We start from the raw sequence: 12,625 nt of genomic DNA, 5'->3' as shown, positions 1-12,625 counted from the left end.
GGGCGGAAAGTCGTCCACGACCGTCCGCCCCCGTGCGCTGTTCGGCGCTCCTGCGCCAACCGGAGCCGGGTGAGCGGGCCCACGCGCGTAAGGTGGAAGGCTGCGCAGCCCTTCGTTCGACAGGAGCTTCCATGACCAGCACGCTTCCGGCGGCCCCCAGCGGCGCGCCGTCCGGCGCCCGGCCGAGCACCCTCGCCGAGGGCGACTACAAGGTGGCGGATCTGTCGCTCGCCGAGTTCGGGCGCAAGGAGATCCGGCTCGCCGAGCACGAGATGCCCGGCCTGATGGCGATCCGGCGCGAGTTCGCCGACGCCCAGCCGCTCGCCGGCGCCCGCATCACCGGGTCGCTGCACATGACCGTGCAGACCGCCGTCCTGATCGAGACCCTGGTCGCGCTCGGCGCGCAGGTCCGCTGGGCGTCCTGCAACATCTTCTCCACCCAGGACCACGCCGCCGCGGCCATCGTCGTCGGCGCCGAGGGCACCCCGGAGGCCCCGGCCGGCGTCCCCGTCTATGCCTGGAAGGGCGAGACGCTGGAGGAGTACTGGTGGTGCACCGAGCAGGTGCTCGCCTGGCCCGACGGGCAGGGCCCGAACATGATCCTCGACGACGGCGGCGACGCCACGCTGCTCGTGCACAAGGGCGCCGAGTTCGAGAAGGCCGGCGTCGTGCCGCCGGTCGAGTCCGCCGACTCCGAGGAGTACGCGGTCATCCTCCAGGTGCTGCACCGCTCGCTCGGCGAGGACAACCAGCGCTGGACCCGGATCGCCGCCGGCATCAAGGGCGTCACCGAGGAGACCACCACCGGCGTGCACCGGCTCTACGAGATGCACCGTGCCGGCACGCTGCTCTTCCCGGCCATCAACGTCAACGACTCGGTGACCAAGAGCAAGTTCGACAACAAGTACGGCTGCCGCCACTCGCTCATCGACGGCATCAACCGGGCCACCGACGTGCTGATCGGCGGCAAGATGGCCGTCGTGATGGGCTACGGCGACGTGGGCAAGGGCTGCGCCGAGTCGCTGCGTGGCCAGGGCGCCCGGGTCGTGGTGACCGAGGTCGACCCGATCTGCGCGCTCCAGGCCGCGATGGACGGCTACCAGGTCGCCACGCTGGACGACGTGGTCGAGCAGGCCGACATCTTCATCACCGCGACCGGCTGCTTCGACGTGATCACCAACGAGCACATGGCCCGGATGAAGCACCAGGCCATCGTGGGCAACATCGGCCACTTCGACAACGAGATCGACATGGCCGGCCTGGCCAAGCGCGGCGACGTGACCCGGGAGAACATCAAGCCGCAGGTCGACGTGTGGCGGTTCGACGACGGCCACGCCATCATCGTGCTCTCCGAGGGCCGCCTGCTGAACCTGGGCAACGCCACCGGGCACCCGAGCTTCGTGATGTCGAACTCGTTCGCCAACCAGACCATCGCCCAGATCGAGCTGTTCACCAAGACCGACGAGTACCCGATCGGCGTCTACGTGCTGCCCAAGCACCTGGACGAGAAGGTCGCCCGGCTGCACCTGGACGCGCTCGGCGCCAAGCTGACGACGCTGACCAAGGAGCAGGCCTCCTACCTGGGCATCTCCCAGGAGGGTCCGTTCAAGCCGGAGCACTACCGCTACTGAGTTCCACTCCCGGAAGGGACCGGGGTCGGCCGCCGCGCGGCCGTCCCGGTCCCTTCTCGCGTACGCGGGGACGAACGGGTCCTCCGGCCCTGCCCGATCCGGCCGGCCCGGGACGAGGCTGGGACGGCGGTCGCGGCCGGCGGCGTGACGTTGCCGTGAACAACTTGACGCCGTGCCGGAACAGGAGCAAGGTATGGCTGCCCTAAGTTAACTGAGGCATGCCTGACCGACTACGGAGTTACGGATGTTCGCCACGTACCTGATCGGCCTGCGGGAGGGCCTGGAAGCGACCCTGGTGGTCAGCATCCTGGTCGCCTTCCTGGTGAAGTCGCAGCGGCGTGACCGGCTGCCCCAGGTCTGGGCCGGCGTCGGCCTGGCCGTGGTGCTCTCCGTCGTCTTCGGCTCGCTGATCCAGTACACCTCGACCTCGCTGCTGCGGACCTCCGAGTCGCGCGAGTTCTTCGAGGCGGTGACCTCGGTCGCCGCCGTGGTGTTCGTGACCTGGATGATCTTCTGGATGCGCCGGGCGGCCCGCTCCATCGCGGGCGAGCTGCGCGGGAAGCTCACCGAGGCGCTCGCCGTCGGGTCGTTGGCGGTCGCCGGCATGGCCTTCCTCGCGGTGGTCCGGGAGGGCCTGGAGACCGCGCTGATCTTCTACGCCGCGGCCGAGAGCGTGGCCGGCGGCACCGGCGCGGGCTCGCTGCTCGCCCTGGTCGGCGGCATCGCCACCGCCGTGGTGATCGGCTTCCTGCTCTACCGCAGCGCCCTGAAGATCAACCTGAGCCGCTTCTTCACCTGGACCGGCGCGCTGCTGATCCTGGTCGCCGCCGGCATCCTCAAGTACGGCGTGCACGACTTCCAGGAGGCCGGCGTGCTGCCCGGCCTGAACAACCAGGCCTTCGACATCTCCGCCACGCTCGACCCGAACGCCTGGTACGGCGCGCTGCTCGCCGGCATGTTCAACATCACCGCCGCGCCGACCGTGCTGGAACTGGTCGCCTGGGTCGCGTACGCGGTGCCGGTACTGGTGCTCTTCCTGCGCAAGCCGGCCGCGTCGGCCAAGCCCTCCGCCGCCCCGGCCAAGCCCTCCGCCGCCCCGGCCGGGAACGCGCCGGCCGAGCGCACCGCGACCGCCCCCGAGCCCGCGCCGGCCGCCGTCGACGCCGCCGCCGTCCCGTCCCCGCGCGCCTGACCGCCCGTTTCCGAGGAGATCCCGCACCGATGCGTACCACTCGATTCGTCGCGCCCGCCGCCGCCGGGTTGCTCGCCGTCGCCGGCCTGACCGGTTGCGGCGGTGGTGACGACGCCGACGCGACCGCCGGCGGTCCGATCGCCGTCAAGGCGACGGACAGCGCCTGCGAGGTCGACAGCACCGAGATCGACGCCGGTCAGGTGACGTTCAAGGTGACCAACAACGGCTCCAAGGTCAACGAGTTCTACGTGTACGCCGCCGGCGACCGGGTGATGGGCGAGGTGGAGAACATCGCCCCCGGGCTGAGCCGGGAGCTGCGCGTCGAGCTGCCCGCCGGGACGTACGAGACCGCCTGCAAGCCGGGGATGAGCGGCCGGGGCATCCGGGGCGCGCTGAAGGTCAGCGGCACCGCCGCGAGCGTCGCGCCGGACGCCGCGCTCACCGAGGCCACCGCCAGCTACCAGCGCTACGTGCGCAGCCAGACCGCCGCGCTGCTGACCAGGACCGAGGAGTTCGTGGCCGCGGTCAAGGGCAACGACGTGGCCAAGGCCAAGGCGCTCTACCCGGTGGCCCGCACCTACTGGGAGCGGATCGAGCCGGTCGCGGAGAGCTTCGGCGACCTCGACCCGAAGATCGACGGTCGCGAGGAGGTGGTCGAGGAGGGCATGGAGTTCACCGGCTTCCACCGGATCGAGAAGGACCTCTGGACCACCGGCGACATCAGCAAGGACGGCCCGATCGCCGACCAGCTCCTGGTCGACGTCAAGGCGATCGTGGCCAAGGCCGACGCCGAGAAGCTCACCCCGCTCCAGCTCGCCAACGGCGCCAAGGCGCTGCTCGACGAGGTCGCCAGCGGCAAGATCACCGGCGAGGAGGAGCGGTACTCGCACACCGACCTCTGGGACTTCAACGCCAACCTGGAGGGCTCGAAGGCCGCCGTCGGCGCGCTGCGCCCGGCCCTGGAACAGCGCGCGCCCGACCTGGTCAAGCAGCTCGACGCCGAGTTCGCCAACGTGGAGGCCGCGCTCGGCAAGCACCGGGCCGGGGACGGCTGGAAGCTGCACACCCAGCTCAGCAAGACCGAGCTGAAGGAGCTGTCGGACAGCATCAACGCGCTGGCCGAGCCGGTCAGCAAGATCGCGGCGGCCGTCGCGCGATGAGCACCCCGGCCGGCGGTGACGCGACGAGCGAGCCGAACAGCGAGCAGCCCGGTCGCGGGATCTCCCGCCGGCGGGCGATGACCCTGGCCGGTGTCGGTGCGGCCGGTGTCGGCGCGGTGGCGGCCGGCGCGGGCGCGCTGATCGCCGGTGGCGGCCAGGCGTCGGCCACCGAGACGGCCGCCGGGGCGGTGCCGTTCCTCGGCGAGCACCAAGCCGGCATCACCACCGCGGCCCAGGACCGGCTGCACTTCGTCGCGTTCGACGTGGTCACCAAGGACCGGGACCGGCTGGTCGCGATGCTCCAGGAGTGGACCGCCGCCGCGGCCCGGATGACCGCCGGCAAGGACGCCGGGCTGATCGGTGCGGTCGGTGGCGTGCCGGAAGCCCCGCCGGACGACACCGGCGAGGCGCTCGGGCTGCCCCCGTCGCAGCTCACCGTCACGGTCGGGTTCGGCCCGTCGCTGTTCCGCGACGCCCAGGGCCGGGACCGGTTCGGCATCGCCGACCGCCGCCCCGCCGCGTTGGCCGACCTCCCGCACTTCGCCGGTGACGCGCTCAAGCCGGAGTTGTCCGGCGGCGACATCTGCGTCCAGGCCTGCGCCAACGACCCGCAGGTGGCGGTGCACGCCATCCGTAACCTGGCCCGGATCGGCATGGGCGTGGTCAGCGTCCGCTGGTCGCAGCTCGGGTTCGGGCGCACCTCGTCGACGTCGCGGGACCAGGCCACGCCGCGCAACCTGTTCGGCTTCAAGGACGGCACCGCCAACCTCAAGGCCGAGGACGCCGACCTGCTGCGCGAGCAGCTCTGGGTGCAGCCCGGCGACGGCCCGGACTGGATGGCCGGCGGCTCCTACCTGGTCACCCGCAAGATCCGGATGCTGATCGAGACCTGGGACCGCAGCCCGCTGGCCGAGCAGGAGATGATCACCGGCCGGACCAAGGGCAGCGGCGCCCCGCTCGGCCGGCGCGACGAGTTCGACGAGCCGGACTTCGCCGCCAAGGGCGACGACGGCGAGCCGGTCATCGCCCCGACCGCGCACGTGCGACTCGCCCACCCGGACCAGAACGGCGGCGCCCGCCTGCTGCGTCGCGGCTACAACTTCGTGGATGGCTCGGACGGGCTGGGCCGGCTCGACGCCGGGCTGTTCTTCATCGCCTACCAGCGGGACCCGCGCAAGCAGTTCGTGCCGATCCAGACGCGGCTGGCCCGCAACGACGCGATGAACGAGTACCTCCGCCACGTCTCCAGCGGCCTGTTCGCCTGCCCGCCGGGCGTCCGCGACGCCGCCGACTGGTGGGGCCGGACACTGTTCTCCTGAGCCGGCCCGGTCTCCCGAGCTGCCCCGGTCTCCCGAGCTGCCCCGGTCTCCCGAGCCGGCTCGGTCTCCTGAGCCGGCCTGCCGCGCTCAGCGGCGTACCGGATCGGGCCCGGCGGGTTCCGGGGCGGCCCGCCGCAGCGGAACGCCGGGCGACGCGGTCGGGGCCGGGGCCAACTCCGGCCAGAGCGCGCCGCTGACCGTGCGGGCCCGGCCCAGCCGGTACCCGGCCCGTCGCCTGCGCTCGGCCAGCACGGCGGCCAGGTACGCCCACTCCGGCGCGGTCCACGGCGGCGGCGGTGACGTCACCGCGGCCACCTCCGCCCACAGCTCCCGGCCCAGCCGCACCCGGTCCGCGGCGGCGAGCTGGGGGAGCCGGTCCACGTACTGCCGGGCGGCCAGGGCAAGCCCGTCGTCCACCCGGGTCAGGTCCACCGTGCCCGCCCAGGCGAGCAGCGGCGGCACGGCCGGCGGCAACGGCCGCCACACCGACGCGCCCCTGGTGTGCACCACGAGCGTGCCGGCCACCAGGTCGCCCAACCGTCGGCCGCGCGGGTCGGTGAGCATCACGGTCACGGTCGCCGCCCAGCTCAGCAGCGGCAGCACCAGGCCGGGCCACTCCACCGCGACGCCCACGAGCGCCCGGGCCAGCGACTGCCCGACCCCGACCGGCCCGCCGTCGGCCCGTACCACCCGCAGTCCCACCGCCAGCTTGCCCACCGTCCGGCCGCCGGCGAACCGCTCCATCACCACCGGGTAGCCGACCAGTACCAGCACCAGCAGCACGACCTGGAGGCCGCCGGCCAGCGCGGCGTCCATCAGGTCCGGCGGCAGCGCGAGCACCAGCATGGACAGCGCCGCACCGAGCACCAGCGCCAGGCCGAGCTGGACGACCAGGTCGATCAGCAGGGCGAGCACCCGGGAACCCAGCCGGGCGGCCCGGACGTCCAGTTCCACCGCCTCGCCGCTGACCAGACCGGCGTCGGCCCACCGGGAGGGCGGGGGAGGTTGCGCGCGCACCCCGACAGTGAACACCATGAACGAGTGGATCTCGACGCGTACGTGGCGGAGCACGGTGTGCAGTGGCGGCGTCTGAAGCAGTTGACCGGCCGGCGTCGGCTGGACGCGGCCGAGGTCGACGAGCTGGTCTCGCTCTACCAGAGCACCGCCACCCACCTGTCCGTGCTGCGCAGCCGCGCCCCCGAGCCCGCGCTGCTCGGTCACCTGTCCCACCTGGTCCTGGCCGCCCGCGCCCGGATCATCGGCCGGCCCCGGCCGTCCTGGGCGGCGGTACGCCGGTTCCTGCTGGCCGACCTGCCGGCCGCCCTCTACCGGGCCTGGCCGTGGTGGTGCGGCGTCGCCACCGGGTTCAGCGCGTTGAGCGTCTTCCTCATCTGGTTCGTCGCCGGCCACCCGGACACCGCCGCCGCGTTCATCGGCGCCGAGTCGGCCCGGCAGCTCGTCGACTCCGGCTTCGCCGGCTACTACACCGAGTTCGCCGCGCCGACGTTCGCGTTCCACCTGTGGACGCACAACGCCTGGCTGGCGGCCCAGTGCCTGGCGGCCGGCGTGCTGGTGGTGCCGGTGTTCTGGCTGCTGTGGCAGAACGCGCTGAACATCGGCGTGGTGGGCGGCGTGATGGTCTCCTACGACCGGGCGGACGTCTTCTTCGGCCTGATCACGCCGCACGGCCTGCTGGAGCTGACCGGCATCTACGTCGCCGCCGGGGTCGGGCTGCGCACCGCCTGGGCGTGGATCGCCCCGCCCGCGCACCTCGGGCGCGGCCGGGCGGTCGCCGAGGCGGGGCGGTCGGCCATGGTGGTCGCGGTCGGCCTGGTCGGGCTGTTCGCCGTCTCCGCGCTGCTGGAGGCGTTCGTCACCCCGGCGCCGGTGCCGACAGCCGTGCGGGTCGCGGCTGGGGCCACCGTCTGGGCCGCCTTCCTGGCGTACGCGCTCATCCTGGGCCGCCGCGCCGCGTCCTCCGCTCCGCGCCCCCTCCGCCACTGACCGCAGATTCACGGAAACAGTGGCTGTGGAGCCCGTGAGAGCCACTGTTTCCGTGAATCAGGGCGGAGGAGCGCGGGGGTGGGGGTCAGAGCTGGCCGAGGGACTTCAGGTGTAGGTAGGTGTCGGCCACGGTGGGGGCCAGTCGGTCGGCGGGGACGTCCACCACTGTCACGCCGTGCCGGGACAGCGCGGCCCGCACCCGGTCCCGCTCGGCCAGCGCCCGCCACGCCGACGCGGCCGCGTACGGGTCGTCCGGGCCGACCGGGGTGGCGGTGGCGAGCCCGGCCAGCACCGGATCGTGGGTGGCCGCCAGCACCACCCGGTGCCGGGCGGCCAGCCGCGGCAGCACCGGCAGCAGCCCCTCCCGGAGCGCGCCCGCGTCCAGCGCGGTGAAGAGCACCAGCAGGCTGCGCTGCCGCTCCCGGCGCAGCAGCTCACCGGCGACCAGCTCGAAGTCCGTCTCGACAAGCGCCGGCTGGAGCGGCGCCATCGCCTCGACCAACCGGGTGAGCAGCGCCGGCCGGTTGCCGCCGGTCACCCGGGCCCGTACGGCGGTGTCCACGGCGAGCAGGTCCACCCGGTCACCGGCGCGGGCGGCCAGCGCGGTGAGCAGCAACGCCGCGTCGATCGCGGTGTCCAGCCGGGGTTCGTCGCCGAGCCGGACCGCCGAGGTGCGGCCGGTGTCCAGCACGCAGACGAGCCGCCGGTCCCGCTCCGGTCGCCAGGTGCGCACCAGCACGTCGGCGCGGCGCGCGCTGGCCCGCCAGTCGATCGACCGGACGTCGTCGCCGACGGCGTACTCGCGCAGGGTGTCGAACTCGGTGCCGTGGCCGCGTCCCCGGGTCACCTGGACGCCGTCGATGATCCGCAGCCGGGCCAGCTTCTCCGGCAGGTGCCGGCGGGAGTCGAAGCGGGGCAGCACGCGCAGCGTCCACGGTGGCGTGCCGGGCCGTTCGGCGCGCTGCCGGAAGCCCAGACGCATCGGCCCCAGCGAGCGGACGGTCAACGCCACCGCCGGCCGGTCGCCGCGCCGGGTCGGGGTGAGGTGGACCGGCAAACTGGCCGTGCCGCCGGGCGGGACCGTGAGCGTCTCCCGCGGCGACCGCCCGGGACGCGCCCCGGCGGACGGCACCCACGCGTCGCGGACCTGGGCGTGCAGCGTCCGGTCGGTGGGGTTGGCCAGGTGCAGGGTGACCGTGGCGGTGCCGCCGAGCCGGACGGTCCGGTCGCCGGCGCGGGTGGCGGTGAGCGCCTGCGGCGGGGCGGCGAGCGCCCGGTCCAGGGCGACCAGCAGCAGCACCGTCGCGGTCAGCACGGCGACGCCGAGGAACGGCGCCGGCCAGGCCGGCAGCGTTCCCGCGCCGGCCGCGAGCAGCAGGCCCGCCCGCCAGGTCATCGCGGCGTCGGCACGGTGGCCAGCACCGAGTCGAGCACGACGTCGGCCGTCACGCCCTCCAGCTCCACCTCCGGTCGCGGCCGGAGCCGGTGCCGCAGCGTCGGGCGGGCCACCGCCTTCACGTCGTCCGGCGTGACGTGGTCGCGGCCGGCCAGCCAGGCCCACGCCTTGGCGGTGGCGAGCAGCGCGGTCGCGCCCCGGGGCGAGGCGCCCAGCTCCAGCGCGGGAGCGGCCCGGGTGGCCCGGCAGAGGTCCACGATGTAGCCGAGCACCGGCTCGGCCACGTGCACGGCGTGCGCCTGCGCGCGGGCGGCGGCCAGGTCGGCCGCGCCGGCCACCGGGCGTACGCCGGCGGCGCGCAGGTCGCGTGGGTCGAAGCCGGCGTGGTGCGCGCGGAGCACACCCAGTTCCTCGTCCCGCCCCGGCAGCGGCACGGTCAGCTTGAGCAGGAAGCGGTCGAGCTGCGCCTCGGGCAGCGGGTAGGTGCCCTCGTACTCGACCGGGTTCTGGGTGGCCGCGACGATGAACGGCTCGGGCAGCGGACGGCGCTCGCCCTCGACGGTGACCTGCCGTTCCTCCATCACCTCCAGCAGCGCGGACTGCGTCTTCGGCGGGGTGCGGTTGATCTCGTCGGCGAGGAGCAGGTTGGTGAAGACCGGCCCCTCGCGGAACGTGAACGCGGCGGTGTGCGGGTCGAAGATCAGCGAGCCGGTGACGTCGCCGGGCATCAGGTCGGGAGTGAACTGCACCCGTTTGGCGTCCAGGTCGAGCGCGGCGGCGAGCGTGCGCACCAGCAGCGTCTTGGCCACCCCCGGGACGCCCTCCAGCAGCACGTGCCCCCGGCAGAGCAGCGCGATGACCAGGCCGGTGACCACCGCGTCCTGGCCGACGACGGCCTTGGCCACCTCGGCGCGCAGCCGGTTCAGGGCGGCGCGGGCGTCGGACGGGGCGGCGGGCGACTCGGCGGCGATGACGGGTCCGGTCACCGGGGTTCTCCTTCGCTCGGGGGCGGGGCCAGGGTACGGGTCAGCGTGTCCAGCGCCCGGGCCAGCTCCAGCAGCTCCCGGTCGTCGTCCGGGGCGGGGCCGTGCAGCAGCCCGGCCACCCGCTCCGGGTCGTCGCCGGTCGCCGCCGCGACCCGGGCCGCCACCTCGTCGTCCGGGGTGTCGGGCGGCAGGTTGAGCCGGGGCAGGACGCGGTCCCGGGCGGCGGCGCGCAGCGTCGCGGCGACGGTGTCCCGGGCGCCGGCCCGCCGGTAGAGGCGGGCCCGGCCGCGGACGGTCTCGGCGGCGCGGACGGTCACCGGCAGCGGCTCCGTCACCGGCGGCCCGAGGCGGCGGGCCCGCCAGAGCACCACCAGCAGCCCGGCCAGCGCGAGCTGCGCCAGGATCGCCCAGAACCAGGCCGGGAACGCGTCCCACAACGGGTTGTCGGCGCGCCGCGGCGGGTCCGCCCGGTCGGGGCGCTCGGCGGTGCGGCGGGGCGTCGGCGGGGCCTCGGTCTCGGTGGTCCGCGACGCGCCGGTCCCGGTCGGGGCCGGGTCGGGCGCGGGCAGGTCCAGCCAGACCAGCGGACGACCGGTGGCGCCGAGCAGGCCGGTGGCGAGGTCCCGGTTGCCCCACTCGTCGATCCGGTCGTTGCGGAACGGGTCGCTGGCGCCCACCAGCACCACCTCGGTGCCGGCCGGGATCCGGAGCAGCGCGCCGCCGTAGCAGCGGTCGGCGCGCTCCGGCCCCGCGTACCGCTGGTGGTCGACCGCGGCGGTGCCGGCGCGGACCGCCTCGGGCAGCCGGCACTCCGCGCCCCCGGCGTCCGGCGGCAGCGCCCGGGTGGCCCACCGGCGACCGGCCGGCTCGACCGAGGTGCCCAGCTCGGCCAGCACCCGGCGGGACGGCTCGACGAGCACCAGCCGGCTGCCGGGCGGCAGCGCGGTCAGCCCGGTGAGCGTGTCCGGGTGCACCAGGTCGGGTGCGGGCACGAAGAGCGTGCTCGGCGCCGTACGGGCGGCCCGCAGCGCCCCGGCGGTGTCGGTCTCCCGGCGCAGCGGCACGCCCTGCGCGCGTAACTCCTCGGCGAGCCGGCTGCCGCCGTCGTCGTCGCCGGCGACGGGGGAGAGGAAGCCGCGTTCGTCCGGGTCGGGCTGGTCCACCGCGTGCAGCACCACGGTGGCGCCGATCAGCAGCGCGGCCAGCCCGAGCGGGACGACGGTGCGGTGCCACCGACGGCGGGACGCCGGCGGGGCCGCGGGTCGGGCCGGGGCGGGGGCGACGGTCACCACGCGTCCTCCTCGCCGGTCAGTTCGCGGCGCAGCTCGGCGGCGAGCGCGCGCATCCGTTGGTCGTGGCCGGCGGTGGCGGGACGCTGGGCGTACCAGAGTTCCGAGAAGATCGTGCCGGCGGCGTGCAGGGTGGGCCGTACCGCCGGGCGGGTCCGGGCCGCCGCCTCGGTCAGCTCGGTGACGGTGAGTCCGGCCCGTGGTTCCACCACCTGCCGGGTGACCAGGAGCCGGACCATGTCCCGGAGCCGTTCCCGCACCGCCTCGGCGTAGCGGCCCTCGGCGGCCAGCCGGTCGGCCGTCGCCGGGCCGCCGACGGGTGCCGGCGGCGCGGTCCGGGGCGCGGGGACGCGCACCGGCGGGTCGGGCCGCCGCCGGCGGGCGGGACGGCGCAGGCGCATCCGGGGCAGGCGCATCCGGGGCAGTCGGAGCCGGCGCAGTCGCGGTCGGGGCAGGCGCAGCCGGGGCAGCCTGATCCGGGGCAGCCGGCGGGGCACCCAGGCCGGGAAGGAGTGCCAGGCCAGCGCCGTCAGCAACGCGGCGGCCAGCAGGAGCAGCGCGACCAGCGGCAGCGGCACCACGTCGCCCAGCGCGGCCACCGTCTCGGTCCACCAGCGGCTCACCGCTCGACCGCCAGCAGCACCGGCTCCGGGACGCCGGCCGGCGCCCGGGAGAGCCGAATGTCCAGCCCTTCGGTGCGCATCCGGGTCTCCAGGTGCAGCACTGCGTCCAGGCAGGCCAGCGCCGGGTACGCGAGCGCGTTCACCGCCGCCTGCGCGACGACGGCGACCGGCAGCGCCCAGGCCGACACGTCGAACAGGTCGAGCAGCCCGAGACCGTAGGGGACGCCCAGCCCGATGCCGACCCGGACCAGCCACCAGCCCAGGTAGCCGAGCAGCCGGACGGCGGCGGCGCGCCCGCCCACCCGGCCGGCCAGCCGGATCGCCCGTCCCGGTGCCCGGTGCGCCGGCACCCCGTCCAGCACGAGGACCGGCACCACGAGGCCGAGCAGCCCGTACGCGACGAACCAGGCGGGCCCGGCCAGCCCGGCGAGGCCGACGGCGAGCCCGACCGCGCCCGCGGCCAGCAGGGTCGCGCCCGGACGGGCCTCGTGGAGCAGCTCCGACGGCGCGCGGCGGTGGCCGAGCAGCGCCGCCGCACCGCCCCGCGCGGCCGGGTTGCCCAGCAGCGCGATGATCGCCGCCTCGGTCCCGGCGCCGGCCGCGAGCAGCAGCCAGTACCAGCCGAACGACTCCCCGCCGGCGGGCCACCAGCCGGGCGGGTGCGCACCGGCGAGCAGCCGCACCGGGTACAGCACGGCCTGCTCGGCGAGGGCCAGCGCGACGGCGAGCGGCAGCAGCACCCGGGCCTGGTCGCGGAGCAGCAGCACGGCGGCGTCGAGCAGCTCACCCACGGTCAGCGGACGGCGCGGGAGCACCGCGGTCGGGCCGACGTCGGACACGCGTACTCCTGGGCGGGCAGGGCAGCAGAGGTGGCGGGCGGCGGGGCACCCGGGGGATCATGGTTGCACGGCGGGTCCGCATCCGGTGGACCCGTCCGTCGCGGCGCGCCACGCTGGTGACCACGCCGTCAGCTGTGGTGCGGGGGCGCGCTCGGCGCTACCGTGCCGGGAAAGACTCCGACCCTC

At 75.2% G+C, this 12,625-nt stretch carries 11 protein-coding genes; 5 read left to right on the top strand and 6 right to left on the bottom strand.

The annotated features are described in order from the left end of the window. Nucleotides 1–131: 131 nt before the first annotated feature. The 4 genes from ahcY (at nucleotide 132) to efeB (ending at nucleotide 5,302) form a co-directional block, all read left to right on the top strand. Nucleotides 132–1,631: an adenosylhomocysteinase gene (gene ahcY, locus ACZ6O5_RS09770; RefSeq protein ID WP_465975862.1), complete on the top strand. Its 1,500-nt coding sequence runs from the start codon at nucleotides 132–134 to the stop codon at nucleotides 1,629–1,631. Between the two features lie 244 nt (nucleotides 1,632–1,875). Beyond that, nucleotides 1,876–2,823 (top strand): iron uptake transporter permease EfeU, encoded by a 948-nt coding sequence (gene efeU / locus ACZ6O5_RS09765; protein ID WP_465975860.1) that lies wholly within the window; start codon nucleotides 1,876–1,878, stop codon nucleotides 2,821–2,823. A 29-nt stretch (nucleotides 2,824–2,852) separates the two neighbouring features. Beyond that, complete coding sequence (gene efeO / locus ACZ6O5_RS09760; protein WP_431931071.1) at nucleotides 2,853–3,983, top strand: iron uptake system protein EfeO; 1,131 nt, start codon at nucleotides 2,853–2,855, stop codon at nucleotides 3,981–3,983. Beyond that, on the top strand, nucleotides 3,980–5,302 hold the full coding sequence (gene efeB / locus ACZ6O5_RS09755; protein WP_465975858.1) for an iron uptake transporter deferrochelatase/peroxidase subunit: 1,323 nt from the start codon (nucleotides 3,980–3,982) through the stop codon (nucleotides 5,300–5,302). Before efeO ends, efeB begins: the two co-directional genes overlap by 4 nt. Nucleotides 5,303–5,389: 87 nt before the next feature. Here the strand turns inward: efeB and ACZ6O5_RS09750 are convergent, their stop codons facing one another. Continuing rightward, on the bottom strand, nucleotides 5,390–6,373 hold the full coding sequence (locus tag ACZ6O5_RS09750) for an RDD family protein (protein WP_465975856.1): 984 nt from the start codon (nucleotides 6,371–6,373) through the stop codon (nucleotides 5,390–5,392). On the opposite strand from ACZ6O5_RS09750, the gene ACZ6O5_RS09745 reads away from it, so the two are divergent. After that, nucleotides 6,344–7,306 (top strand): stage II sporulation protein M, encoded by a 963-nt coding sequence (locus tag ACZ6O5_RS09745; RefSeq protein ID WP_465975854.1) that lies wholly within the window; start codon nucleotides 6,344–6,346, stop codon nucleotides 7,304–7,306. The two genes, ACZ6O5_RS09750 and ACZ6O5_RS09745, sit on opposite strands and share 30 nt — an antisense overlap. A gap of 85 nt (nucleotides 7,307–7,391) precedes the next feature. Here the strand turns inward: ACZ6O5_RS09745 and ACZ6O5_RS09740 are convergent, their stop codons facing one another. From ACZ6O5_RS09740 to ACZ6O5_RS09720, 5 genes are read right to left on the bottom strand one after another with little or no spacing between them, the layout of a single operon-like run. Beyond that, nucleotides 7,392–8,702, bottom strand: a complete 1,311-nt coding sequence (locus ACZ6O5_RS09740; RefSeq protein WP_465975852.1) for a DUF58 domain-containing protein — start codon at nucleotides 8,700–8,702, stop codon at nucleotides 7,392–7,394. Next, entirely contained in the window at nucleotides 8,699–9,688 is a 990-nt protein-coding gene (locus ACZ6O5_RS09735; RefSeq protein ID WP_465975850.1) for an AAA family ATPase, read from the bottom strand. Before ACZ6O5_RS09735 ends, ACZ6O5_RS09740 begins: the two co-directional genes overlap by 4 nt. Beyond that, the gene (locus ACZ6O5_RS09730) at nucleotides 9,685–10,980 is read right to left on the bottom strand and encodes a DUF4350 domain-containing protein (RefSeq protein ID WP_465975849.1); all 1,296 of its coding nucleotides are present in this window, start codon (nucleotides 10,978–10,980) and stop codon (nucleotides 9,685–9,687) included. The genes ACZ6O5_RS09735 and ACZ6O5_RS09730 overlap by 4 nt, the downstream gene beginning before the upstream one ends. Next, nucleotides 10,974–11,600 (bottom strand): DUF4129 domain-containing protein, encoded by a 627-nt coding sequence (locus ACZ6O5_RS09725; RefSeq protein ID WP_465975847.1) that lies wholly within the window; start codon nucleotides 11,598–11,600, stop codon nucleotides 10,974–10,976. The genes ACZ6O5_RS09730 and ACZ6O5_RS09725 overlap by 7 nt, the downstream gene beginning before the upstream one ends. Further along, nucleotides 11,597–12,439 carry a hypothetical protein gene (locus ACZ6O5_RS09720; protein ID WP_405092542.1) on the bottom strand — a complete coding sequence of 281 codons (843 nt, stop codon included), beginning with the start codon at nucleotides 12,437–12,439 and terminating at the stop codon, nucleotides 11,597–11,599. The genes ACZ6O5_RS09725 and ACZ6O5_RS09720 overlap by 4 nt, the downstream gene beginning before the upstream one ends. Nucleotides 12,440–12,625 lie beyond the last annotated feature (186 nt).

This window comes from Micromonospora sp. NPDC049201 (assembly GCF_055586805.1).
This window is presented reverse-complemented; position numbering and strand designations above follow the sequence as displayed.